The organism is Streptomyces sp. NPDC085932 (genome assembly GCF_044540525.1).
Classification (GTDB): Bacteria; Actinomycetota; Actinomycetes; order Streptomycetales; family Streptomycetaceae; genus Streptomyces; species Streptomyces levis.
Map to the genome: position 1 here is coordinate 394,748 of NZ_JBITSJ010000006.1, position 24,732 is coordinate 419,479.

Here is a 24,732-nt window from a genome sequence, read left to right on the forward strand (position 1 = left end):
TTCGGGTGCCTTCGGAAGTCTCACTCATGACCGGCACGCGAGGCGCTTTCAAGGGGGAACACGCATTGTTACGTGTCCACTTCACCGCCGAGGATCTGGCAAGAGTCACCGTCGCGACCAGACTGGACCCGCTGTGGGAAACGATGCTCGGTGTTCAGCAACTGACTTATTCCGTACAGGTGATGCCCGCCATGCAGGGCTGGCGGCGGCGGGCCACGAGCGTCGTCGGGCAGCGCGGGCTCGTCGGGGCCGTGCGGATGCTCAGCGCACTGCTTCCCGCACGCGGCTACTTCCCGGACTTCCTCACGCCCACGGCCGCCCAGGAGGGTCTCCGCGTGGGGCTGGAGGCCATCCGCAGTACCCCGCCCCGCAGACTGAGAGATGAGCTGGCACAGCTCACGGGCAACGGTGCGGCCCGGCGTCGTTCGGTGCCCGTGTGGATGAGGAACCTCGCCGGCGGTGATCGCGACGGGATGGCCGACCTCACCGGCGTCATCCGGGCCGTGCACGACAGTGTGATCGTCCCGGAGTGGACGGAGGCCGAGGCCCGGGCCGAAGGAGACCGCGCCCGGCGGGCCCGGACGGTGCGGGACGCCGGAGTGCACGGGCTGCTCGGCTCCTTGGGCCCGCTCGTGCGATGGCAACCGCCCGTACTGCGCGTCGACTATCCCGTGGACCGCGACTTGCGCCTCGATGGGCGAGGGCTGCGGCTGATCCCGTCCTACTTCTGTCGCCGCACGCCTATCGCGCTGGCCGATCCCGAACTGCGCCCGGTTCTCGTCCTCCCCGTCGACCACAGCACCTACCGGGCCGTGGCCGATCCGTCCGGCACCAGCCCGCAGGCGCTGTCCGCCCTGCTGGGCCGCACCCGGGCGCGCACGCTGGCGGCGCTCCACGATGCCGCCACCACGGGCGAACTCGCCCGCCGACTACGGATCTCGCCGGCATCCGCCAGCCAGCACGTGCACGTCCTCGCCGCCGCCGGCCTGGTCCACAGCCGGCGCGACGGCAATCAGGTGCTGCACACCCTCACGCCGCTCGGTGCGGATCTGCTGTGCGGCACTCGTGTGCCCTCGCCGTCCTGACCCGCGAGTTTCGGCCTCCGCTGAAAACGGTGGCTCGCCCGGTGTGCCCACCCCCAAGCTGGCAGGGACGCATGGGGGCTCGACCGACCCCCACACCGTCGCCGTGCGCGCCCCGCACACCAGGCCGGACGCGCGGACGACGCCACATCACTGCGAAGACCACACTCTCAGGGGGAAACAGTCATGGCCCTGCGCCGAATTGTCACCGTCCTCTCGTCCGCAGCGATGATCGCCGCGGCCTCGCTGGCCGGCCTGGGCGGCACGGCCCAGGCCGCGCCGGCCGCCGGCTGCACCTCCATCGGCGGAGGCAAGTACAACTGCAACGTCTGGAAGACGGCGTCCACCTGGTGGTGCACCACGACCGACCAGACCGACAGCTGCAACGGCATCCCGGCCGGGATCCTCCGCGCGGGTACCAACTACTTCTACTGCCAGCAGTGGGGCCACGAGTACCGCTACGGCAGCTACTACAACCACTACTGGGCGCGCACGGACGACGACAGCGGCAACAAGCGGGTCTGGCTGCCCGTCGTCTACATCAGCGGCGGTGTGAACGACGGCCGTATCCCCGGTCTCCCGCTCTGCTAGAGCTCCCGCCAGGCACGTGCCCAGTGAGAGGCCCACGTCTTCCACGGAGGGCACGTGCCGCTTCCAGAACCCGGCCACCGAGTGCTGTCTCTGCGACGGGCCGGCCGGGTCCAGCACACAGTTCCGCGACGGGCGGCGAGCACCAGGACCGGGCCGGACGTCCCCACCGACGAAGAGGAGGCGCAATGGCCGACGAAATGGTGGAGTTGGCGCAGCGGTTCATCAACTCCTACAACGTGCCCGGCATCCCCAAGGTGGAGGTGAACGGGCGGACCAGCTGGACCGTGATGTTCGCCCTGACCCGGGCGCTCCAGCACGAGCTGGGAATCACCGCCCTGTCGGACAGCTTCGGGCCGACGACGCTGAGCACGCTCCAGTCCCGGTTCGGGCCGCAGATCGACGACCTGACCCGGCACGGCAATGTCTACCGGATCATCCAGTCGGGCCTGTACTGCAAGGGGTACGACGGCGGCGGCATGGACGGCGTGTACAACGACCGGGTCGCCGAGTCGGTGACCGAGCTCAAGTCCGACATGGGCGTGGGCGGGGCGTATCCGGGCAGCGGGCTCCAGCCCAAGGTGTTCAAGGCGCTGCTCACCATGGACCCCTACGTCCGGGTGGGCAACGGCACCGAGCAGGTGCGCACGATCCAGCAGTGGCTCAACGGGCGGTACGTCAACCGCCGGGAGTTCTTCATCTGCCCGTGCGACGGGAACTTCTCCCGCGACGTGCAGAAGGCCCTCATCTTCGCCCTGCAGTACGAGATCGGCATGACCGATGACGTGGCCAACGGGCGTTTCGGGCCGGGCACCCAGGAGGGCATCAGGACCCAGGCCGTCCTCGGCATCGGTTCGGTCGACGGCAGCAAACAGTTCGTGCACCTGTTCCAGGCGGCCCTGCGGTTCAACGGCTGGGACGTCGCGTTCGACGGCCGCTACTCCGGGGCGCTCGCCGACACCGTCACGGAGTTCCAGCGGTTCGCCCAGCTGCTGCCCGCCAACGGCAGCGCCGATTTCCGCACCTGGGCGTCGCTGCTGGTCAGCACCGGCGACCCGAGTCGACCCGGCACCGCGTGCGACTGCATCACCACCATCACTCCGGCCCGGGCCCAGGCGCTGCGGGCCGCCGGGTACACGACGGTGGGCCGGTATCTGACCAACGCGAGCGTCCCGAACGCGAAGAACAAGAAGATCCAGCCCGGTGAACTCGCCACCATCGTCGCGGGCGGACTCACCGTCTTCCCGATCTTCCAGACCAACGGCGGCGACCCGGAGTACTTCAACGCCCAGCAGGGCGCGCAGGACGCGCTGGCGGCCCTGGAGGCAGCCCGGGGCCACGGCTTCCTGCCCGGCACCACCATCTACTTCTCCGTCGATTACGACGCCGTCGACGACGAGGTGACCAGCCGGGTCATCCCGCACTTCCGCGCGCTGGCCGACCGCATGGCCGGCTACGGCAGCGAGTACCGCATCGGCGTCTACGCCCCCCGCAACATTTGCAGCCGCCTCGCCAAGGCGGGTCTGACCAGGGGAAGTTTCGTATCGGACATGTCGACGGGCTACAGCGGCAACCTGGGCTTCCCGCTGCCGAAGGACTGGGCCTTCGACCAGATCGCCACCGTCACGGTGGGCTCAGGTGACGGCTTCATCGAGATCGACAAGAACGTCGCCTCCGGGCGCGATCGCGGGCAGAACCAGTTCACGCCCCGCGGACCGGACACGGCACTCGACGTGGCCTTCGACATGTCCCAATGGGGTGCCCTCGCCACCGATCTGGTCCATTACATCGAGGACAACGGCCACGACGACTGGTACCGGGATCGCACACCCCGGGAATGCATCACCAAGGTCCTGGACATGGACGCGCTGATCACCGGCCTCGCCCGGTCCTTCCGGATGCGCAAGTCGCTCATCCAGGCCGTGACGTTCTGGGAGTACCAGGCGGACTTCACCGACGACGCCGTGGACGGTCTGGTCGCGGCCTACTTCCGATGGTGGGAGGCGTACGAGCTCTGGCAGCAGAACCCGGTCGGCCAGCCGCCCCCCGCGCCGGCGGTGATCAAGGACGACTCCAGCACGGGGGTCGCCCAGATCTACGGCAGGACCGCGATCAGGGCCCGCAACCACTGCGTCGGCGCAGGCGTGATCCCGGGTACGACCCTGGACCCCGAGGACTGGCGCGCCCGACGGGAGATCTGGCAGCGGCTGCGGGACGACGACGACTACAACGTCAGCACCGTCGCCCTGGTCCACATCCACTCCGCCCACCTCGTCGGCGTCACCACCGATCGGCTGCGCTATTCCGACGCCGACAACGTCGCGGTGCTCGCCCGCTACAACGGCACCAACGAGGACGCCCAGGAGTACGGGCGCAGGGCGCGCGACCTCTACAACATCTTCGAACGCTTCAACGCGGCCTTGCGTGCCTGAGGGGGAACCGGCATGAACACCAGCGACAGAGCGGGCAGCAGAGACGAAGACCCGGGTGACACCGCGGAAGGAACCCGCGGGGCGCTGCCACGGCGCTCCTTCCTGCTGGCGGGACTGGCGGGGGCGACGGCCGGTTTCACCGCCTCCCTCCCGGCACCGGCCGCCGCCGCGGACGGTGGGAGCGCCACCCCGGGCGGCAGGAGCGCCAACGGCTGGCCGGTCACCGGCACCGGCATCACCACCCTGCCGGTACCGGGTACCCCGGCCTCCGTCGCACTGCGGGAGGGCGACGTTTCGGTGGTGCTCGTCCACGTCATACGCCGCTTCCACTACGAGGTCGAGGAGGTCGGCCCGCGTGAACTGGCCGGGCACCGGCCCGCCGCCGGGCTGACCGGGCACACCACCAACTACGCCTCCGGCACCGCGGTCGCGGTGCGCCCGGACGCCTACCCGCTCGGCGCGACCGGTGTCCTGTTCCCTCACCAGGAAGCTGTGGTGCGGGACATCGTCCGGGAATGCGGGGGAGTGGTGGCCTGGGGCGGACGGCTGCGCCGACCGCACGCGGCGCACTTCCAGATCGACGTACGCCCCGGCGATCCCCGGCTGCGCCGCCTGGCCGACCGGATCAGGGGCTGGACTCAGGCCCCCGGGCTGGGCGCGGGGGTGTTCCTGCTGGGTGCCTGACCCGGTCCAGGCGGGTGGGGAGGCCGTGACGGGGCCGATGAGGCCTCACTCAAGCGGGCCTGCCGGTCCAGCCTCCGGTGTGGCTACCGCCCTGACATCTGTCAGGGATGTGATGTCCCTAGCACGGTCTACGTTTCGAAATGCCGACGGGGACGCTCTGGCCTGCTGCGGCGGCTGGAGTGGGAGCCAGCGGTGTCGAGGCCCGGAAACACAGGAGGAGACAGTGCGCAAAGCTGTATTCGGCCTGTTCGTGGCGTTGGCGGCTGTCCTGGCGGTGGCGCCGCTCGCCGGCGCCGATCAGTCCCAGACGGTCGCCTGCTGCGGCCCCAACCCGCCCGGCTGGCCGTAGAGGCCTCACCACTGGTCGCGAGGAGGCTTCGGCAGGGCGCCCTGTGCGTAAGGCCCCGACCACGTTGCCGAATGGCCCTATCGAGCAGGGCAGTCGGGTGGGCAGACAGGGGAGCCGGAGTGGTGAGGGGAGATCGGTGGCTGTTCAGACTTGCTGCTCGAACTCCAAGGCTTCATACCGGCGTGCGGCGATGTCCTCGCGGGTGCCGACGACGAGGGTCTGGGTGTAGACGTTGAGGTCGATCGATTGACCGTGGATCTGCGCAAGGAGGACGAGGTCGCCTTCGTCCGGCGCTGACTGCCAAGGCGTGGAGTATCCGCCCAGTTGGACGGCGACTCCGTGCGAGGCGCCGCCTGCTGCCGCTGTGCGCACGGCTTCCTCGAAATCGTCCAGGATGTCGTCGCGGTTTGCGTCGCTGTCCAGGAAGGCGCTGGTCACCGGGGCGTCGCGCCAGTCGGGTGAGACGGTCAGTCCCGGCACCGGATACAGGACGTCCGGCTGGTAGACCCGGACCTGCTCCGGCTCCCCGTTGAGCTCATACGCCGCCGAGCGTTGTGTGGTCCGCACGCCGGCGGGAACGTGGAGTATCACCGACGACTCCGGCTCGTACTCGATCTCGGTGAAGAACAACAGGCTTCCGTCTCGCGGCAGTTCGATGTCCAGGGCGTCGTGGGGGAGCGCCGCGCAATCGATGGTCAGTACCAGCGGTTCGTGCCCATCGGGCCAGTCGACGCCGTCCGGCAGCCAGGGGAGGCCTCCCGTGCGCGCGGCGGGCCGGGCCTGTTGCTGCTGGGCGGGCGTCAGGTCCTGGAAGGGGACCAGGTGGAGGCACGGCCGGGAGTCCGCCAGCAGTTCGTGTGCTACCGCTCCGGGAACGCCGTGCTTCTCTGCCGTCCTCAGAACGAGCTCTGCCACGATCGGATTGGTCATGCTCGCGATCATTCCAGCACCCACTGACACTGCTTGACTCAACTCCGTCGTCGGCAGGGGCACTTAGCGCACCTGCAGTGACGTGCCGGACCGAGCGGCACGGGCCTCAACGCACCGTCGTTCACCGCCATGGCGATGTCCTCGTCGATCGCGCATGCCGGATTCGGCGGGACCGCGCGCCCACATCTGTGCCGCGGCCATGGCGGTCTCCGGTACGTCGGCGTGATCCACTTGCGGCAAGACGGAAGCACGGTCGGCTGACCGCAGATGCGTTGAAGGGCGAGGATCTCATCAACGCAGGCCTGATGCCCCGGCAGCTCTGCCTCGACGGACTTGCGCCGCAGCCTCCCGGTGCTCGGGCCCTTCCGACTGCCGGAGAGCAACGCCGACCTTGTCGAGCACGAAGCGGCAGCGGCCGTCGTCGCGCTCCAGGCGTCCGAGAGGCCAGTTGACCCGGGACGGTCGCACGCATGTACGGAGCCAGATGGTGGGGGAGGGGATGGCATCGATGACCACGTCGAACTTGTCGTGGCGGGTGGCGGTGGCAGCGGCAGGCGGCAACCGGAGAGCCGGGTTCCGGGACGGTCGGCTCCTGAGCAAGGACCAGTGGCCCCTGCCCGCACCGCTTGACGGGACCAAGACTCGAAGCAGCCTGAAGGAGGATTTCCATGACCCGCACTATCACCGTCGGACTGGACGGCTCGCCGGCGAGCCTGGCCGCCTCGGACTGGGCCGCGCGCGAGGCACAGCTCAGGGACCTGCCTCTGCGACTCGTGACCGCGTGGGAATGGCAAGCCCCCGCCTTCGCGCCGACGACCGGACTCGGCGTGCCGGTGCCGCCGAGCGACCTGCAGCGGGCATCGGCAAAGCGACTGCTGGCCCAGGCGTGCTCCCGCGTCGGCGAAGCCCACCCCGGGCTGCGGATCGACACGGATGAGATACCCGGTCTGCCCGTCCCGGCTCTGCTGAAGGCCGCCGAGCTGCTGGCACTGGGCTCGCGCGGACTGAGCAAAGCGGCCGGATTCCTGCTCGGCTCCGTCTCGCATGCCGTCCTGGCCTCATGCGAGCGACCCGTCGTCCTCGTCCGTGCTGCCGAGCACGGGGAGCACGAGGCGCCGACGGAGACTTCGGAACGCCAAGCCACCGGCGTCACCCACCCCCGTGACGTCGTCCTGGGGCTCGACCTGCTCAGGCCCAACGACGCGGTGATCGACTTCGCGTTCGACGCCGCCTCACGACGCGCCTCACGCCTACGGATCATCCACGGCTGGACACTGCCGCCCTACTACTACGGCGGCGAGCTCATGCCCGACCTGAATGACGGCATGGCCGAGCAGGTACGGAGCGAACTGTCCGATGTCCTGCGACCGTGGCAGGACAAGTACCCCACCGTGGAGGTCAGCGCGCAGGCCACGATCGGTGGTGCCGGGCGCCACCTGGTCGACGCCTCTTACGACGCCGCCCTCGTGGTGGTCGGCAGGCAGATCCGTCATGCGCCGGTCGGCGCTCATATCGGTCCGGTGACCCAGGCGCTGCTGCACCATGCCGTCGCCCCGGTGGCGGTGATCGCACACGACTGATCGAGAGAGGACCGCCCAGGACAGCGAACGCCCCCCGCGAGGGCCCCCTCTGACTGATCCTCAGCCCACCTGCACGCGGTTGGTAAGACACCGCCGCATACAGGTGGGCCTTTCCTTTCCTCCGGTGGTGGCCGAAGGTCCCCTGTGGATCGGGGTTGTCGAGGCGCTGGAGTGTGGATCAATGGCGTCGTTGTGTGGTGGTGAGGTCCGGGAGAGTGAGGGGTGTCCGGAACCAGCCGGCCATCGACCGCGTCACCCCGGTCTCGCGGTGCGCGCGGTGGCCGTGCGTCAGGAATCGGAGGGCGCCTGGTTCCGCTTCCACGCGTGTATCCACGAGCACGGTGTCGACCTGCCCGAGGTCGCCGACTGGACGTGGGACGGCTGACAGGCCTCATGGCCCGTGTGAAGAGGGCCCGTGCGACCCCGCGGTCCGTCAGTCGGTCCCGCCTGGCACGGCGGAGCCACCGCGCGGAAGCTGTCAGGTTCCCGCGCGGCGGCTTGCGGCACGGCCGTGTTCAGCCGTGGTACGCCGTGCGCATGAGCTCCTGCATGTCGTCGAGCATCGGCATGCGCGGGTTGGCCGGCGCGCACTGGTCCTCATAGGCGTTGAGGGCCTGCTGGGGCAGGGCGTCGAGGAAAGCGCGCTCGTCGATGCCGAGGGCCTGGAACGTCGGCTCTATGCCGACGGAGTCGCGCAGTCGCTCGACGGCTGCGGCGAGGGACTCCACGCCCTCGGCTGGAGTGGCCGCGGGCAGTCCGAGGGTGCGGGCGATGTCCTGGAAGCGTTCGGGGGCACGGTAGTTCTCGTATTTCGGCCAGCCGGTCAGCTTCGTCGGGACGGTGCCGTTGTAGCGGATGACGTGCGGCAGCAGGACGGCGTTGGTGCGTCCGTGCGCGATGTGGAAGGTGGCGCCGAGGGTGCGCGACATGGCGTGGACGATGCCGAGGAAGGCGTTACCGAAGGCCATGCCCGCGATGGTGCCGGCGTTGTGCATCTTCTCCCGCGCTTCCGCGGCGTCTGCATGGTTGTTCACGGACGCCTCGAGATGGTCGAAGATCAGGCGGATGGCGTGCAGGGCGAGGCCGTCGGTGAAGTCGTTGGCGTAGACGGACACGTAGGCCTCGATGGCGTGGGTGAGGGCGTCGAAGCCGCTGTCGGCGGCGAGCGCCGGGGGCAGGGCGGTGGTGAGGAGGGGGTCGATGATTGCGACGCTGGGGGTGAGGGCGTAGTCGGCGAGTGGGTACTTCTTGCCGGTCGCGGGGTCGGAGATGACGGCGAACGGGGTGACCTCGGCGCCCGTGCCGGAGGTGGTGGGGACGCAGACGAGGCGGGCCCGGCTGCCGAGGGTGGGGAAGCGGAAGGCGCGCTTGCGGATGTCGGAGAACTTCTGCCGCATGTCCGCGAAGTCGATGCCGGGTTGCTCGTACAGCAACCACATGACCTTGGCGGCGTCCATGGGGGAGCCGCCGCCCAGTGCGATGATCGTGTCGGGGCGGAAGTCCCGCATGAGGTCGGCGCCGTGCTGGACGGAGTCGATGCTGGGTTCGGGCTGGACGTTGTCGATGATCTGGAGGGTGACCGGTTCGCGACGCCGTTGCAGGACGCGGCTGATCCTGTCGACGAACCCTAGGCGGGTCATGGTGGCGTCGGTGACGACGGTGACGCGGTGGACGTCCGGCATGGAGGTCAGGTAGCGGATGGCTTGTGGTTCGAAGTAGATCTTCGGGGGGACCTTGAACCACTGGAGGTTGTTGCGGCGGGTGGAGACTCGCTTGATGTTGAGGAGCTGGGCGGCGGAGACGTTGTTGGACACCGACGTACTGCCCCAGGAGCCGCATCCCAGCGTGAGCGAGGGCAGCAGACCGTTGTAGACGCCGCCGATGGCGCCCTGTGAGGACGGTGAGTTGACGATGATCCGTACGGTCTTCATCCGTGTGCCGTACGCCTCCGCCACCGCCGCGTCCTCGGTGTGGATGACGGCGCTGTGGCCTTGGCCGTGGAAGGCGACCATGTCGGCGGCGAGGTCGAACCCGCGGTGCTCGTCCTCGGCGCGCAGTACCGCGAGGACCGGGCAGAGCTTCTCCCGGGTCAGCGGCTCGTCCGGGCCGACCCGTTCGGCTTCGACCAGGATGACCGAGGTGTCTGCCGGCACCGAGAAGCCCGCCCTTTCGGCGATCCACGCCGGACTCTGCCCGACGGCGGCCGCGTTGACCTTGGGTTCGCAGCCGGCGCCCGAATGACCGGTGCTGGGGAACAGGAAGGTCTCCAGCTTCGCCTTTTCGTCCGGGGTGGCCAGATGGGCGTGCAGGGCGTGAAATTCGGTGATCGCCGCGTCATAGATCTCCGTGTCCAGGATGGCGGCCTGTTCGGAAGCGCAGATCATGCCGTTGTCGAAGGACTTGGACAGCACGAGGTCGTTGACGGCCCGGCGCAGCTTGGCACTGCGGTGGACGTAGGCCGGGACGTTGCCGGCACCGACCCCGAGGGCCGGCTTGCCGGCCGAGTAGGCGGCCTTGACCATGGCGTTGCCGCCGGTCGCGAGGATCAGCGAGACGCCCGCGTGACGCATGAGCGTGCGGGTGGCCTCGACGGACGGAGCCTCGATCCACTGCACGCAGTGCTCAGGCGCTCCGGCGGCGACGGCCGCGTCCCGCACGACGCGGGCCGCTTCGGTGCTGCACTGCTGGGCGGAGGGATGGAACGCGAAGATCACCGGGTTCCGGGTCTTGAGCGCCATCAGCGCCTTGAAGATCGTGGTCGAGGTCGGGTTGGTGACGGGGGTGACCGCGGCCACCACACCCACCGGTTCGGCGATCTCCACCATGTCCTCGATGTCGTCCCGGCCGATGACTCCGACGGTCTTCATGTGGCCCATGCTGTGCGTGACGTGCTCGCACGCGAACATGTTCTTGGCGGCCTTGTCCTCGAAGACACCACGCCCCGTCTCCTCGACCGCCAGGCGGGCCAGCGCGGTGTGCTGGTCCAGGGCGGCGACCGACGCCTTCTTGACGATGTGGTCGACCTGTTCCTGGGAGAAGGCCTCATAGTCGGCGAGTGCCTTGAGACCGGCCGTGACCAGACGGTCCACGGCGACCGCGGTGTCGGACGGGGCGTCGGTCCCGGCGCGGTCCTCGGCCCGCGTGTCCTGTCGGGTCATGGTGGTGTGCCTCCGTTGTCAGGGGCCGCCGTGCTCATGCGGCGGCTCGGTGCGGGAGGAACAGCGCGGGGGACCGGCGCCCCTCCCCGACTCCACTCTGCGGCGGATCCCGGTGCCGTGGCAGGCGCCGAAGGGCCCCTCGCGTGCCCGTCCGGCCCGGCGCGGCAGGGACCGTCGGCCCCCGGTCCGATGGAGCCATGGCACGACCGGGCTCCGCCACTGCGCTCACGGGCTCGCGGCCCGGTGGGACGGGGTGGGCGACTCGCAGTCGTCGGTGACGAAGCCCAGGCCGTTCACTACGCCGACCACGCCGTCGAGGCGCCAGACGGCGTGCACGAGCTCCGGCACCTGGCTGCGCGCGTCCACCCGGCCCTCCAGGGTGACGACGCCGTCGCGGACTGAGACGCGGACCGCGTCGGACGGCAGATCCAGCGCGGTGATGACGATCTCGTCGGTCACCTGGCGGCGGATGTCGTCGTCCGCGCGCAGGAAGACCCGCAGGAGGTCGCGACGGGTGGCGATGCCGATGAGACGGTCGGCCTCGTCGACCACGGGCAGCCGTTCGACACCGCGGCGTTCCATGAGCCGGGCGGCGTCCGGCACGGTCTGCTCCGGATGGACGGTGATCGCGGGGCTCGACATCACGTCGCCCGCGGTCACGGCCGGGGGAGGGGCCGTACCCTCCCGGTACGCCTGGCAACGCACCAGGTCGCTGCCGGACAGGACGCCGAGGACCTTGTCATCGGCGTCGACCACCGGCAGTCCGCTGATCCGGTGGTGGTCGAGCAACCGGACGACCTCCTTGAACGGTGTCGTCCGGCGTGCTTGGACGACGTCCCTGGTCATTACCTCGCCGACAACGTGAGCGGTCATGGCGGATCTCCTTCACCAGCGCGGGCCGGGGAGGGGCGGAGCCTGGGCCGGCTCCGGCTCCCCACCAGTCGGCAGGGCGCCGCGTGGCGCCTACTTCTGCGGGCGGCCGCCGCGCCACGGGGGCGGGGCGGCCGCCCGGCGGTCGGTGTTGATTCGGTGGGCGACGCGTTCGACGGCGGAGCGCAGCCTGTCGTGGAGCCGGTCGGCGAGTTCCCGGGCGCTCGCCTCGCGGGCGTGGACGACGACGAGGTCGTTGCCGACCCGGATGTCGGTGCGGCCGGACCAGGGCAGTTCGATGTGATGGGCCGATGCCCTCCGGACGCGCACCTCACCGTTCACGGGCGGCAGGCCGGGGCGGTCCACAGCAGCGGCGACCTTCTCCTGGAGGTAGGCGAGATGTTCCCGCCCCACCTCGCCGTCGGCGCGGATCAGCACGGCGACGGTGGTCCCGCGGGCACCGATGTCCTTGGCAGTCATGTGCTCCACTCCCTGTGATCGTTCTGCGTCGCCTCGAGCCTGCTGCGTCGGCCGCTCTCGTCCCAGGGGCGACCGGCCCTTGGAGGCAGGAGCGGTCGGTCCCTGCCCTGAGGGCCGAGCGGCCCCGTCTCCGGGTCACCTGCTGTCGCTTCCCTCGGTCCCCTCCAGCGCTGCCCGGCCCGCTTCCAGCCGCGCCACCGGCACCCGGAACGGCGAGCAGGAGACATAGTCCAGTCCGGCGGTGTGGAAGAAGTGCACCGAGTCGGGGTCGCCGCCGTGCTCACCGCACACCCCGATCTTGAGGTCCGGGCGGGCGGCACGGCCCTCGGCGACAGCGATGCCCACCAGCCGGCCGACTCCCTCGCGGTCGAGCGTCTCGAAGGGGGAGGTGGAGAAGACGCCCTTGTCCAGGTAGGCGGAGAAGAACTCCGCCTCCACGTCGTCGCGGGAGAAGCCCCAGGTCGTCTGGGTCAGATCATTGGTGCCGAAGGAGAAGAACTCGGCCTCCTCGGCGATCCGGCCCGCCGTCAGGGCGGCCCTGGGCAGCTCGATCATGGTGCCGACCGGGCAGTCGAGGGCGACTCCGGCCGCCCGTGAGACCTCGGCCAGCACTCGCTGCACCTCCTCACGTACGAGGCGCAGTTCGCGGACGTCACCGACGAGCGGGACCATGATCTCGGCCTTGGGTGTGCCACCGGCCAGCAGGCGCTCGGCGACGGCCTCACCGATCGCCCGGACCTGCATGACGACCAGGCCGGGCACGACCAGCCCCAGGCGCACACCGCGCAGCCCGAGCATCGGATTTGCCTCGTGCATGCGGTTCACGGCACTGAGCAGTTCGACATCGTGCGCGTCCGGCTCCTCACCACGGGCCTGAGCGGAGGCGATCCGCACCGCCAGTTCGGTGTGATCGGGCAGGAACTCGTGCAGCGGCGGGTCCAGCAGCCGGATGGTGACCGGCAGACCGTCCATGGCCTCCAGGATGCCGACGAAGTCCTGCCGTTGCAGCGGCAGAAGATCCGCCAGGGCTTCCTCACGCTCCGCGTCCGTGCCGGCCAGGATCATCTGCTCGACCAGTTTGCGGCGCTCGCCGAGGAACATGTGCTCGGTGCGGCACAGACCGATGCCCTGCGCTCCGAACCGGCGGGCCCGTGCGGCGTCCTCGGGGGTGTCGGCGTTGGCCCGCACGTCCAGGCGCCGTACGGTGTCGGCGCGTACCAGAGCCCGTGCCACCGCGTCGACCACGCCCCGCGCGCCACCGTCACCCGTACCGTCCTCCAGATATCGGATGACCGCCGAGTCCACCAGCGGTACCGGACCCGCGTACACCGCTCCGGCGGAGCCGTCCACCGAGACGATGGTGCCTTCCCTGATCACGGTGCCGTCCGCGGCGGTGAAGCGGCGGGCCTCGGTGTCCACGGTGAGTTCCTCGGCGCCGCACACGCAGACCTTGCCCATGCCGCGTGCGACGACGGCCGCGTGGCTGGTCTTGCCGCCCCGGCTGGTGAGGACCGCTTGGGCGGCGATCATCCCGGGCAGATCGTCGGGCGTGGTCTCCTGACGGACGAGCACGACCTTTTCGCCTGCCGCTGCGCGGCGTACGGCCTGGGCGGAGTCGAAGACCGCGGCCCCGACCGCCGCACCGGGAGAGGCCGGGACCCCGTGAGCCAGTGCGGTACCGGTCGAGGAGGTGTCGAACCGGGGGAACATCAGCCGGGCCAGGCCCTCGCCGCTCACCCGGTCCAATGCCTCGTCCGGGGTGATGAGCCCTTCGTCGGCCAGTGCGGCGGCGAGGACGAAGGCCGCCTCGGCGGTGCGCTTGCCGACGCGCGTCTGGAGCATCCACAGGGTGCCGCGCTCGATGGTGAACTCGATGTCGCACAGGTCCCGGTAGTGGCGTTCCAGAGTGCGCATGTGCGTGCGCAGCCCGTCGTAGGACGTGGCGTCCAGACGCTCCAGCTCGGCCAGCGGCACGGTGTTGCGGATGCCGGCCACGACGTCCTCGCCCTGCGCGTCGGGCAGGTAGTCGCCGTACAGGCCGGGGCGACCGGTGGCCGGGTCGCGGGTGAAGGCGACGCCGCTGCCGGAGTCGGAGCCGAGGTTGCCGAAGACCATGCGCTGGACGTTGACGGCGGTGCCCAGGTCGTCGGCTATGTGCTCACGGCGCCGGTACAGGCGGGCACGTTCGCCGTTCCAGGACTCGAAGACAGCCATGACCGCCCGGCGCAACTGCTCGGCGGAGGACTGGGGGAAGTGGGCACCGGTCTCCAGGTGGATCAGGTTCTTGTAGGTCTCGACCAGCTCGGCCAGGTCGGATGCCGTCAGGTGCACGTCGTCCTGGACGCCGCGCCGGACCTTGAGAAGGGCGAGGGACCGCTCGAAGCGGGAGGAGTCGACGCCCATGACCGTGCTGCCGAACATCTGGACGAGGCGGCGGTAGGAGTCCCAGGCGAAGCGTTCACTGCCGGAGACCTTGGCCAGCCCGAGGACGGAGTCGTCGTTGAGGCCGATGTCGAGGATGGTCTCCATCATGCCGGGCATGGAGAACTTCGCGCCGGAACGGACGGACACCAGCAGCGGGTCGTCCGGCTGCCCCAGTGAACGGCCGGCGGAGGCTTCGAGGGCCGCCAGGTGGGCGGAGACCTCCCTCCACAGGCCCGCGGGTTCGCTGCCCGTTTCCAGGAAGGCGCGACAGGCCTCGGTCGTGAGGGTGAATCCCGGCGGTACGGGGAGCCCGAGCCGGGTCATCTCCGCCAGGTTCGATCCCTTGCCGCCGAGCAGATCAGCCATGTCACGACCGCCCTCCGTGAAGTCGTACACGTAACGGACCATGACGCTGTGCTCCTCAGACGTTGGGGCGTGATGACTCCAGCGTCGAAGAGGGCCGTGCCCGACGCGAGGTGCCGGCCGTCCCGCATCAGGGACCGGTCGGCCCGGATCCGCGCCTGTCGTCCGGGGGACCATCGGCGCCCTGCCGGGGCTGCACGGCCCGTGGACCTCCGGCACGCCCGGGGTGAGGCTCGAAGCCGTTCGGAGCTTCGCGACCAGGGAGGGGACACGTCATGCAGCACGACATCGTGGTGGGGATCGACGGATCAGCCGAAGGGCTCGCCGCCGCGCACTGGGCGGCTCAGGAGGCTCAGCGGCGAGGAACCGGACTCGGCGTGGTCCACGTCTGGCACCGTCACCCTCGCCCCGCGCCGTACGTCCCCATGGACGGCACCGAGCGCGAGCGGGCCGACCAGGTCCTTCGCGAGGCCGTACGCAGCGTCCGCGTCGCGCACCCGCAACTGCGGATCACCGACCGACTCGTGTGCGACGCGACGGTGTCCGGACTGCTCGAGGTCGCGGCCGACACCGACCTGCTGATCCTCGGTTCCCGTGGCTTCGGAGCCCTGGCCGGCTTCCTCACGGGCTCCGTGTCCCAGCGCATCGTCAGCCGGTCCACCCGCCCGGTCGTACTGGTGCGCGCGGGACGGTCCGCCGCCGACGAGCACCTGCCGCCCACGGACGGCGTCGCCCCGGAGGAGATACCGAAAACGCCCTACCGCCGGGTCGTTCTCGGGCTGCGGACGGACCGTCCGTGTGACGAACTGATCGAGTTTGCCTTCGACGCCGCCCGCCGGCGTGGCACCGGCCTGGCAGTGGTCCACACCTTCCGGACCGCTTTCCGGCCCGCCCCCGCTCCGTCGGTGCCCCTGGTGTCCGCGTCCCCCGAGGGCCCTCCTGCCGTTTCCCGGCCGCAGGCCCAGGTGCTGGCTGACCAGGAGCGCACCGTGGCGGCGGTGCTGCGCCCCTGGCGGGAGAAGTACCCGGCCGTCCCCGTGACCGAGACGGTCACCGAGGGCCGAGCCGCGGTGGTCCTGGCGCAGGCCGCCCAGGACGCAGGCCTCCTGGTGGTGGGCCGGCGCGGCATCGATCACCAGGTCGGTGTCCACGTGGGGCCCGTCACGCACGCCGTCCTGCACCACGTCGGATGTCCCGTCGCGGTCGTCCCGCACGACTGACACCGCGCACCGGGCGGCCGGTGCCCGCCGGCCGAGACGGCCGGTCCGGACCGGCCCGCCGAGCGCGAAGGGCCACCGGCACCGCGGCGCGAGCGCGAAGGGCCACCGGCGCCGCGGCGTTCCCGCCACGGCGCGACCGTCGCGGTGCGACTTCCCCTCCCTCCACGACGGCCCCGCCCCTTGCGCGCGCGGCTGAGGAAGCCGGGGGCCGAAGGTCCCGGCCGACCGGGGCCGCACGGGACCGCCGGGTGCCCTGTCCGGCACTCCTCGCCGCGGACCCGCACGACGAGCATCTTCAGTGACGAGACCGATCGACGAGAGGACCTGTGATGACCGCGACGGTGACAGCCGGCCCCCGGACCGCCGACGCCTGGCGGCAGTTCGCCGGGAGCGGGTGGCGTGAGCGCATCGACGTGCGCGATTTCATCCAGGCGAACTACACGCCCTACGAGGGCGGCGCCTCCTTCCTGGCCGACCCCACGGACCGCACCCGCGCGGTCTGGGAGAAGGTCAGCGCACTCTTCCCCGAGGAGCGGCGCAGGGGCGTCCTCGATGTGGACGCCGCCGTTCCCTCCACGATCACCTCGCACGCCCCGGGCTTCATCGATTGTGACCGGGAGCTGATCGTCGGCCTGCAGACCGACGCCCCCCTCAAGCGCGCGATCATGCCCAACGGCGGCCTGCGCATGGTGGAGACCGCGCTGAAGGCTTACGGCTACGAGCCCGACCCGTTCGTGACGAAGGTGTTCGGCACCTATCGCAAGACACACAACGACGGTGTCTTCGACGCCTACACTCCCGAGATGCGCGCCGCGCGCAGGGCCGGCGTCATCACCGGCCTGCCGGACGCCTACGGCCGTGGCCGGATCATCGGCGACTACCGTCGCGTCGCCCTCTACGGCACCGACCGGCTCGTCGAGGCCAAGCGTGCCGAGCGGGCCCTGCTCGACACCCGGCCCTCCACCCCGGGCGTCATCCGTGACCGCGAGGAACTGGCCGAGCAGATCAAGGCGCTGGGCGAACTGACCGAGATGGCCGCGTCCTACGGCTGCGACGTCGCCCGGCCCGCGACCACCGCGCAAGAGGCGATCCAGTGGCTCTACCTCGGCTTCCTCGCCGCGGTGAAGGAGCAGAACGGTGCCGCGATGTCCCTGGGCCGCACCTCCACCTTCCTCGACGTCTACCTCCAGCGGGACCTGGACGAGGGGATCATCGACGAGACCCGCGCCCAGGAGCTGATCGACGACTTCGTGATCAAGCTGCGCATCGTGCGCTTCCTGCGCACCCCCGAGTACGACGCCCTGTTCTCCGGCGACCCGACCTGGGTGACGGAGTCCATCGGCGGCATCGGCGCCGACGGCCGGCCGTTGGTGACCCGCACCTCCTTCCGCTTCCTGCAGACCCTGTACAACCTGGGCCCCGCCCCTGAGCCCAACCTGACGGTGCTGTGGTCGCCCCGGCTCCCGTCCGGCTTCAAGGAGTTCTGCGCCCGGGTGTCCATCGACACCAGCGCCGTCCAGTACGAGTCCGACGACCTGATGCGTCCACGCACCGGCGACGACACCGCCATCGCCTGCTGCGTGTCCGCGATGGCGGTGGGCAGGCAGATGCAGTTCTTCGGCGCACGCGTCAACCTCGCCAAGGCGCTGCTGTACGCGGTCAACGGCGGCCGCGACGAGATGACCGGTGAGCAGATCACCCGCGGGATGCCGCCGCTGACCGGCGAGTACCTGGACTACGACGAGCTGTCGGCCGCCTACGACCGCGTCCTGGACTGGCTGGCGGAGGCGTACGTCAACACCCTCAACGTCATCCACTACATGCACGACAAGTACGCCTACGAGCGCATCGAGATGGCCCTCCACGACCACCCGGTCCACCGCTTCATGGCCTGCGGCATCGCCGGCCTCTCCGTCGCCGTGGACAGCCTGTCCGCCGTCAAGCACGCACGGGTGAAGGTCATCCGCGACGCGACCGGACTGGCCGTGGACTTCCACACCGAGGGTGACTTCCCGGCATACGGCAACAACGACGACCGCGCCGACGCCCTAGCCGTCGAGCTGGTGGAGTCCTTCATGGCCAAGGTGCGCAAGCACCCCGCCTACCGCGACGCCGAGCACACCCAGTCGGTGCTGACCATCACCTCCAACGTCGTCTACGGCAAGCACACCGGCAACACCCCCGACGGCCGCCGCGCCGGACAGCCCTTCGCACCCGGCGCCAACCCGATGAACGGCCGCGACAAGCACGGCGTGGCCGCCTCCGCCCTCTCGGTGGCCAAGCTGCCCTACGAAGCGGCACGCGACGGCATCTCCCTGACCACCACCATCACCCCGGAAGGACTCGGCCACGTTCCCGAGGAGCGGGCCGGTCACCTCGTCGGCATCCTCGACGCCTACATGGCGGCCGGCGGCTTCCACATGAACGTCAACGTCCTCGACCGCGCCCTGCTGGAGGACGCCATGGAGCACCCGGAGAAGTACCCCGAGCTGACGATCCGGGTCTCCGGCTACGCTGTCAACTTCGTCCGCCTGACCCACGAGCAGCAGCTCGACGTGATCAGCCGCACCTTCCACGGATCGCTGTGAACACCATGCCCGCGACCACGGCAGCCGGATCGGTCACCGGCCGGATCCACTCCTGGGACCTGTCCACCGGCGTGGACGGTCCCGGGACCCGTTTCGTCCTCTTCACCAGCGGCTGCCCCCTGCGCTGCCTCTACTGCGCCAACCCCGACACCTGGCACATGCGCGACGGCCGGGAGGCCACCGTCGACGAGGTGATGGCGGAGATCGACAAGTACCGGGGCTTCGTGCGTACGGCAGGCGGGGGTGTGACCCTCACGGGCGGTGAGCCCCTGCTGCAGCCGGCCTTCACCGCAGCGGTGCTGCGCAGGTGCAAGGAGGCCGGCCTGCACACCGCGCTCGACACCTCCGGTTTCGTCGGGGCCCGCGCCACGGACGCGCTGCTGGCCGACACCGACCTGGTGCTCCTGGACATCAAGTCCTTCGACGTCAACACCTACCGGAAGCTGACCGGCGGCGCCCTCGCCCCGACCCTGAACTTCGCCACCCGGCTCGACCGGCTGGGGAAGCGCGTGTGGATCAGATACGTCCTGGTTCCCGGCTGGACCGACGACGAGGACGCCATCGACGGGCTGGCCGGATTCCTCTGCGGCCTCGCCTGCGTGGACCGGGTCGACATCCTGCCCTTCCACAAGCTAGGCGCCGCCAAGTACGACGCCCTGGGCGTCCCCTTCCCTCTGCGTGACGCCCCGGTCCCCGACAAGGCGCTGGTGGAGCGGGTACGGGGCCGGTTCCGCGAGCGTGGCCTCCCGGCCTGCTGACGCGGGCGAAATGAGGGCCGACCGGCCCTGGACCCCGGCCATTGCGGCAAGAAAGGATTCCGGCACAGGCCGAGGCATCACAAGGAGTACTCGATGGCGCACGACGAGCAGGGCGACGGCAAGGGAAGCCCGATCAAGGTCTTCCTCCTGGACGACCACGAAGTGGTGCGGCGAGGGGTGCACGACCTGCTGGACGACGAACCGGACATCACCGTGGTCGGGGACGCGGCGACGGTGGAGCAGGCCCTGGTGCGGGTCCCCGCCCTGCGACCCGACGTGGCCGTCCTCGACGTGCGCCTGCCCGACGGGGACGGTGTGACCGTCTGCCGTGAACTGCGGTCGAGGATGCCGGATCTGGCCTGCCTGATGCTGACGTCCTTCGACGACGAAGAGGCACTGCTGGACTCGATCATGGCGGGGGCGGCCGGATACGTCCTGAAGCAGATCCAGGGCTCCGACCTGGTCTCGGCGGTGCGGACGGTCGCCCGCGGCCAGTCCCTGCTGGACGCCAGTGCCACGAGCAGGCTGATGGCACGGTTGCGGAGTGGCGGACAGCAGCCGGCCGAGGAGTCGGAGACGCTGCCGGGACTCACCGACCGGGAACGCGAGATCCTGGAACTGATCGGCGAGGGGCTGACCAACCGGCAGATCGGTCAGCGGCTCTACCTTGCCGAGAAGACGGTCAAGAACCACATCTCCCGGCTGCTCGCCAAGCTCGGTGTGGAGCGCCGCATCCAGGCCGCCGTCATCGCCACCCAGGCACGGGACCGCTTGCGCACAGAGGGCCGGTAGCGGGACGGGCCGCCGCCCGTCGACCCCGCCCGGTCCTGGAGGGGGCCGAAGGTCCCGGAGTCCACCCCCGCCCGGCCCATGCCCGACCGGACACCCGAGCGGCAGGCTGAGAGCGATCCCGGAACACCGGCGGGCATCGCCGCACCAAAGGGGAGGACGGAAGACATGACCGTGCGAGTGGGCATCAACGGCTTCGGCCGCATCGGCCGGAACTACCTGCGCTGCATACTGGAACGGACCGGCGCCGCGGCGCCGTCACTGGAGGTGGTGGCGGTCAACGACGTCACCTCCCCGGCGGCGCTGGCGCACCTGCTGAGCTACGACTCGACGTATGGACGGCTCAACCGCCCCGTCGAGCACGACGACACCTCGCTGACTGTGGACGGGCACCGCATCGCGGTGACGGCCGAGCGCGACCCGGCGGACCTGACCTGGGGTGATCTCGGCGTGGACGTGGTGATCGAGGCCACGGGCCGCTTCCGCACCCGCGAGCAGGCCGGCCTGCACCTGGCGGCCGGCGCGCGCAAGGTGCTCCTGTCCGTGCCGGGCAAGGACGTCGACGCCACGGTCGTGATGGGTGTCAACGAAGGAACGTACGACCCCGAGCGCCACGACGTGATCTCCAACGCCTCGTGCACGACCAACTGCGTGGCCCCCATGGTCAAGGTCCTCCACGACCACTTCGGCGTCGTCAAGGGACTGATGACCACGATCCACGGCTACACCAACGACCAGGTCGTCCTGGACGGCCCCCACAAGGACCTGCGCCGGGGCCGCTCGGCGGCGGTCAACATCATTCCCACCACGACCGGGGCGGCCCGCGCCGTCGGCCTGGTGCTGCCGGAGCTCGCGGGCACGCTCGACGGCAGCGCCGTACGCGTCCCGGTCGAGGACGGCTCGCTGACCGATCTGACCGTGGTCCTCGACCGGTCCGTGAGCGCCGACGAGATCAACGCCGCCTACCGCGAGGCCGCCGAGGGACCGCTGAAGGAGGTCCTGCGGGTGTCCGACGCCCTGATCGTCTCGCGTGACGTGGTCGGCGATTCCGCCTCCTGCGTCCTGGACGCCCCCCTCACCCAGACCCACGGAGACCTGGTCAAGGTCTTCGGCTGGTACGACAACGAGTGGGGCTACACCAACCGCCTGCTCGACCTGACCTCGTACGTCGCGGCCCGACTGCCCCGGAGCTGACAGTTCCGGCCGTCGGCCACGCGGCGGCGCTGATTCCTCGTCGTCTCGCTGTGTCCGAACCGCTACCGTGGCGGGTGCAGAGTATGGCTGCGGACATGCGGTGAGGCGTTGGAGGAGCAGCGGTGGAGAACGCCGAGGAGGCCCGCGAGGCTCGGGTACGGCTGCCGCAGCTGCGGCTGGACGAGCTGCTGGAGGAGTTGCAGGCCCGTCTGGACGCGGCGCGCGGCACCCGGGACCGGGTACACAGCCTGCTGGAAGCCGTGCTGTCCGTCGGCCGCGAGCTGGACCTGGAGCAGGCCCTGCGCAGCATCGTCGAGGCTGCGGCGGCTCTGGTCGACGCGGAGTACGCGGCGCTCGGGGTCATCGGTCCGGACGGCAAGCGCCTGTCGGCCTTCCACACAGTGGGTGTCGACGCCGAGCAGATCGCACGCATCGGCCCCTACCCGGAGGGCCACGGCATCCTGGGCGAGCTGATCCGCCACCCCGAGCCATTGCGCCTGGCCAAGCTTTCCGACCATCCCGCGTCATACGGATTCCCGGCCCACCACCCGCCGATGAACACCTTCCTCGGCGTACCGATCAGAGTGCGCGATCACATCTTCGGCAACCTGTACCTGACGGAGAAGCGCGGCGGCCAGCAGTTCGACGAGGACGACGAGTCGGTGCTGGCGACACTGGCCGTGGCGGCCGGCGTGGCGATCGACAACGCCCGTCTCTACGAGGAGTCCCGGCTGCGCGAACGCTGGCTCCAGGTGAACGCCGAGATCACCCACTCCTTGATGTCCGGCGCGGACCAGGGCGGGGTGCTGCCGCTGATCGCCGAACGGGCCAGGGAGATCACCGGTTCCGCCCTGAGTGTGGTGGCCATGCCGGTGAGCGGAACCGACAATCTTGCCGTCGAACTCGCCATCGGCCAACAGGCCGACGCATGGCGCGGGATCGTACTGCCCACGGAAGGCACGCTCATCGGGCAGGCGTTCGCCCGGCGCGCACCGGTCAGCAGCCCGGACGTCTCGTGCGACCCCCGGATCTCAGCCGGTCCGCCGCGCTTCGAAGGGCTCGGACCGGCCGTCGCCGTGCCGATCGGCACGGGCGACACGGTCCGCGGTGTGGTGCTGCTGGTCCGGCTGTCGGGCGGCCGGGAGTTCTCCGAGAAGGAGACCGAGCCGCTCCAGGTCTTTGCCGCCCAGGCCGCCGTCGCGATGGAGCTGGCGCAACGACGCGAGGACGCGGAGCAGATCGCCCTGCTGGAGGACCGCGACCGCATCGCACGCGACCTGCACGACCTGGCCATCCAACGGCTCTTTGCCACCGGCATGACCTTGCAGAGTGCCGGTCGCCGCGTCCAGGATTCGATGGCCTCTGAGCGGATTCTGAGGGCGGTGGACGATCTCGACGAGACCATCAAGATCATCAGGTCGACGATCTTTGGTCTGCGTTCCCGCGACGACCACACGGCGCCCGGCCTGCGTTCCCGCGCGGTACGCACGATCGGCGAGGCCGCTCCGCTCCTGGGCTTCGCTCCCAGTGTTCGCATGGAGGGCCTCCTCGACACCCACGTGCCCAGGGAGACCGCCGACCAGGTCATGGCCGTCCTCACCGAGTCCCTGACCAACGTCGCCCGGCACGCCGACGCGGGCCGTGTCGACATCGTGCTGGAGACGGACGGCAAGCAGGTCCGCCTGACGGTCACGGACAACGGCGTCGGTATCCCGGACGGAGGCCGCCGCAGCGGGCTGGCCAACATGGCCGAGCGAGCGCGGAAGCTCGGCGGCGGCATGGAGTTGGAGAGTCCCGGTGGGAAGGGAACACGGCTGGTGTGGCATGCGCCGCTGGCGCAGTCCCCGGACACGGCAGGAAGCGGCCGGTCCGCCCGGTGACGCACGGCGTCGGTGGGCAAGCACCGATGGCCGGGATCGTCCCGGCCCGCTGCTCTGGCTCGGGTGGGCGGAGCACCTGTGACGAGCATGCTGGAAGCTCGCGGGTAGGAAACGTGGTAGCGCCGTCACGAAGTTGATGCCCGGGAGCACGGGAACGCCGACGCCGGGCGACACGCGGCGGACGGGGGCAATGAGTGCCCATGTCGGCCGTGACGGGAGCGGCGCGCGCGATCAAACCTCTCCCTCCACCACCACCTCCTCGGCCGGGCGGCGCGGTGAGACGGGGCCCTCGGGGCCGTACCCGAGCCGGACCACCATCTGCGTGTGCGCGTGAGGGCCGTCGGCCGGGAGACCGTCGAGGGCCCGGCGCAGATCGGGCCACTCCATGGCCTGGTGAAGAAGCGACGCGTGCACCCCGCGCCCGGTGGCCGGCAGAAGTACGCGTTTCAGGGCCTGACCGGCCCGCAGCCAGTCCGCCCGCCGGTCGTGTGCCGTGGTCAGCAGCGCGAGCGTCGGATGCTTCTCGAAGGCGCGGGCGGACAGCATCTCCGGATGCCGGTGGGCCCCGAAGTCCCGCATCGGCATGCGGTCCAGCGCGTCCTGCGGGCCCAGAGCCGCTGACGGAAGTCCCATCGACCGGGAGTGCGGGCCACTGATCAGCCGGCGGCTCTCGGCTGCGCGGTCGGCGTCCGCCCGGTTGCGCCACTCCGCATCCCGTAGGGAGCGCAACACCCGGCCCGTTTCGACGCGTCCAGGGAAGCGCAGGGTCGCGCCCTCCACATGGGCCGCCTCGGCCAGTTCCGTGAGCAGGTCCGACGGCAACGGTCGCCCGGAGAAGGGGAAACGACTGCTGTGCCGGCGACACCGCCTCGTACAGGCCGGTTGACGGTGCACCGCGCACCGATTCAGCGAGCCGGACCGTGGCGAGCAGAGCGGAACGGTCCGGGCGCGGGAGCAGCCGGGTCACCGGCTCCCAGCCGAAGTGGGCGGCGGCGACGCGCAGGTTGAGGACCGCGCAGCCCACGGACAGATGCACGGCGCGGCCCACCGGGTAGGTGTTGCGCAGCGCCCGGTGCGCGGCGGCGTGGACGCGCACCGTGCGGGTGTCGATGTGGAGGAGGAAGCGCCAGGGCTGGGTGTTGTGCAAGGACGGTGCGGCCACGGCCGCCGCCACCAACCGCTCCATGGCCGGGGCGTCGAGGGTCGAGCTCATCGGGACTCCTTCCCGCCCACGTCCGGGGGCCGGCTGGGTCGGTGAGTGAACGCTTCTCGGCCTTGGTCCTCGCCGGCGCACGCGTAAGGGCCGTACGGGCACCGCCCGGCACCGCTCGGCCTTGTCGTCCGGTGGTGGCCGAAGGTCCCT

General features: G+C 70.5%; 17 protein-coding genes and 1 pseudogene. 12 read left to right on the top strand and 6 right to left on the bottom strand.

Annotated elements, in window-relative coordinates; translation table 11 throughout:
- Positions 1-26: 26 nt before the first annotated feature.
- The 5 genes from ACIGAQ_RS28920 to ACIGAQ_RS28940 all read left to right on the top strand — a co-directional run bounded on the left by ACIGAQ_RS28920 (position 27) and on the right by ACIGAQ_RS28940 (position 5,135).
- On the top strand, positions 27-1,085 hold the full coding sequence (locus ACIGAQ_RS28920) for an ArsR/SmtB family transcription factor (protein ID WP_399787844.1): 1,059 nt from the start codon (positions 27-29) through the stop codon (positions 1,083-1,085).
- Positions 1,086-1,268: 183 nt separating this feature from the next.
- The gene (locus tag ACIGAQ_RS28925) at positions 1,269-1,673 is read left to right on the top strand and encodes a hypothetical protein (RefSeq protein WP_399787847.1); all 405 of its coding nucleotides are present in this window, start codon (positions 1,269-1,271) and stop codon (positions 1,671-1,673) included.
- 185 nt (positions 1,674-1,858) lie between these two features.
- Entirely contained in the window at positions 1,859-4,102 is a 2,244-nt protein-coding gene (locus ACIGAQ_RS28930) for a glycoside hydrolase domain-containing protein (protein WP_399787849.1), read from the top strand.
- A gap of 12 nt (positions 4,103-4,114) precedes the next feature.
- Positions 4,115-4,786 carry a hypothetical protein gene (locus ACIGAQ_RS28935; RefSeq protein WP_399787852.1) on the top strand — a complete coding sequence of 224 codons (672 nt, stop codon included), beginning with the start codon at positions 4,115-4,117 and terminating at the stop codon, positions 4,784-4,786.
- Positions 4,787-5,009: 223 nt separating this feature from the next.
- Positions 5,010-5,135: a hypothetical protein gene (locus ACIGAQ_RS28940; RefSeq protein ID WP_399787855.1), complete on the top strand. Its 126-nt coding sequence runs from the start codon at positions 5,010-5,012 to the stop codon at positions 5,133-5,135.
- Positions 5,136-5,279: 144 nt separating this feature from the next.
- Here the strand turns inward: ACIGAQ_RS28940 and ACIGAQ_RS28945 are convergent, their stop codons facing one another.
- Positions 5,280-6,065 carry a DUF1963 domain-containing protein gene (locus ACIGAQ_RS28945; protein ID WP_399787857.1) on the bottom strand — a complete coding sequence of 262 codons (786 nt, stop codon included), beginning with the start codon at positions 6,063-6,065 and terminating at the stop codon, positions 5,280-5,282.
- 668 nt (positions 6,066-6,733) lie between these two features.
- Between ACIGAQ_RS28945 and ACIGAQ_RS28950 the strand changes: the two genes are divergently transcribed.
- Complete coding sequence (locus tag ACIGAQ_RS28950) at positions 6,734-7,645, top strand: universal stress protein (RefSeq protein WP_399787860.1); 912 nt, start codon at positions 6,734-6,736, stop codon at positions 7,643-7,645.
- A 515-nt stretch (positions 7,646-8,160) separates the two neighbouring features.
- Here ACIGAQ_RS28950 and adhE read toward each other — a convergent pair.
- The 4 genes from adhE to ppdK form a co-directional block, all read right to left on the bottom strand.
- A complete protein-coding gene (gene adhE, locus ACIGAQ_RS28955; RefSeq protein WP_399787863.1) occupies positions 8,161-10,803 on the bottom strand; it encodes a bifunctional acetaldehyde-CoA/alcohol dehydrogenase in 2,643 nt (880 codons plus the stop codon).
- A gap of 225 nt (positions 10,804-11,028) precedes the next feature.
- Entirely contained in the window at positions 11,029-11,676 is a 648-nt protein-coding gene (locus ACIGAQ_RS28960; RefSeq protein ID WP_311678382.1) for a CBS domain-containing protein, read from the bottom strand.
- Positions 11,677-11,766: 90 nt separating this feature from the next.
- On the bottom strand, positions 11,767-12,153 hold the full coding sequence (locus ACIGAQ_RS28965) for a hypothetical protein (RefSeq protein WP_399787866.1): 387 nt from the start codon (positions 12,151-12,153) through the stop codon (positions 11,767-11,769).
- A 135-nt stretch (positions 12,154-12,288) separates the two neighbouring features.
- Entirely contained in the window at positions 12,289-14,985 is a 2,697-nt protein-coding gene (gene ppdK / locus ACIGAQ_RS28970) for a pyruvate, phosphate dikinase (protein WP_399787869.1), read from the bottom strand.
- A 230-nt stretch (positions 14,986-15,215) separates the two neighbouring features.
- Between ppdK and ACIGAQ_RS28975 the strand changes: the two genes are divergently transcribed.
- The 6 genes from ACIGAQ_RS28975 to ACIGAQ_RS29000 all read left to right on the top strand — a co-directional run bounded on the left by ACIGAQ_RS28975 (position 15,216) and on the right by ACIGAQ_RS29000 (position 23,369).
- Complete coding sequence (locus ACIGAQ_RS28975; RefSeq protein WP_399787872.1) at positions 15,216-16,160, top strand: universal stress protein; 945 nt, start codon at positions 15,216-15,218, stop codon at positions 16,158-16,160.
- 329 nt (positions 16,161-16,489) lie between these two features.
- The gene (pflB, locus tag ACIGAQ_RS28980; RefSeq protein ID WP_399787875.1) at positions 16,490-18,748 is read left to right on the top strand and encodes a formate C-acetyltransferase; all 2,259 of its coding nucleotides are present in this window, start codon (positions 16,490-16,492) and stop codon (positions 18,746-18,748) included.
- Positions 18,749-18,753: 5 nt separating this feature from the next.
- The gene (pflA, locus tag ACIGAQ_RS28985) at positions 18,754-19,506 is read left to right on the top strand and encodes a pyruvate formate-lyase-activating protein (protein ID WP_362284697.1); all 753 of its coding nucleotides are present in this window, start codon (positions 18,754-18,756) and stop codon (positions 19,504-19,506) included.
- Positions 19,507-19,599: 93 nt separating this feature from the next.
- On the top strand, positions 19,600-20,298 hold the full coding sequence (locus ACIGAQ_RS28990; RefSeq protein ID WP_362284537.1) for a response regulator transcription factor: 699 nt from the start codon (positions 19,600-19,602) through the stop codon (positions 20,296-20,298).
- A 165-nt stretch (positions 20,299-20,463) separates the two neighbouring features.
- Positions 20,464-21,489 (top strand): type I glyceraldehyde-3-phosphate dehydrogenase, encoded by a 1,026-nt coding sequence (gene gap, locus ACIGAQ_RS28995; protein WP_399787878.1) that lies wholly within the window; start codon positions 20,464-20,466, stop codon positions 21,487-21,489.
- 122 nt (positions 21,490-21,611) lie between these two features.
- Positions 21,612-23,369, top strand: coding sequence for a GAF domain-containing protein (locus ACIGAQ_RS29000; RefSeq protein WP_399787882.1), 1,758 nt, complete (start codon positions 21,612-21,614; stop codon positions 23,367-23,369).
- Positions 23,370-23,600: 231 nt separating this feature from the next.
- Here ACIGAQ_RS29000 and ACIGAQ_RS29005 read toward each other — a convergent pair.
- Positions 23,601-24,582 (bottom strand): annotated as a pseudogene (locus ACIGAQ_RS29005) (Acg family FMN-binding oxidoreductase).
- Positions 24,583-24,732: the final 150 nt, after the last annotated feature.

Coding starts and splice junctions, on each gene's coding strand:
- ACIGAQ_RS28920 (WP_399787844.1), top strand. CDS start 27: ATGACCGGCACGCGAGGCGCTTTCAAGGGGGAACACGCATTGTTACGT.
- ACIGAQ_RS28925 (WP_399787847.1), top strand. CDS start 1,269: ATGGCCCTGCGCCGAATTGTCACCGTCCTCTCGTCCGCAGCGATGATC.
- ACIGAQ_RS28930 (WP_399787849.1), top strand. CDS start 1,859: ATGGCCGACGAAATGGTGGAGTTGGCGCAGCGGTTCATCAACTCCTAC.
- ACIGAQ_RS28935 (WP_399787852.1), top strand. CDS start 4,115: ATGAACACCAGCGACAGAGCGGGCAGCAGAGACGAAGACCCGGGTGAC.
- ACIGAQ_RS28945 (WP_399787857.1), bottom strand. CDS start 6,065: ATGACCAATCCGATCGTGGCAGAGCTCGTTCTGAGGACGGCAGAGAAG.
- ACIGAQ_RS28950 (WP_399787860.1), top strand. CDS start 6,734: ATGACCCGCACTATCACCGTCGGACTGGACGGCTCGCCGGCGAGCCTG.
- adhE (WP_399787863.1), bottom strand. CDS start 10,803: ATGACCCGACAGGACACGCGGGCCGAGGACCGCGCCGGGACCGACGCC.
- ACIGAQ_RS28960 (WP_311678382.1), bottom strand. CDS start 11,676: ATGACCGCTCACGTTGTCGGCGAGGTAATGACCAGGGACGTCGTCCAA.
- ACIGAQ_RS28965 (WP_399787866.1), bottom strand. CDS start 12,153: ATGACTGCCAAGGACATCGGTGCCCGCGGGACCACCGTCGCCGTGCTG.
- ppdK (WP_399787869.1), bottom strand. CDS start 14,985: ATGGTCCGTTACGTGTACGACTTCACGGAGGGCGGTCGTGACATGGCT.
- ACIGAQ_RS28975 (WP_399787872.1), top strand. CDS start 15,216: ATGCAGCACGACATCGTGGTGGGGATCGACGGATCAGCCGAAGGGCTC.
- pflB (WP_399787875.1), top strand. CDS start 16,490: ATGACCGCGACGGTGACAGCCGGCCCCCGGACCGCCGACGCCTGGCGG.
- pflA (WP_362284697.1), top strand. CDS start 18,754: ATGCCCGCGACCACGGCAGCCGGATCGGTCACCGGCCGGATCCACTCC.
- ACIGAQ_RS28990 (WP_362284537.1), top strand. CDS start 19,600: ATGGCGCACGACGAGCAGGGCGACGGCAAGGGAAGCCCGATCAAGGTC.
- gap (WP_399787878.1), top strand. CDS start 20,464: ATGACCGTGCGAGTGGGCATCAACGGCTTCGGCCGCATCGGCCGGAAC.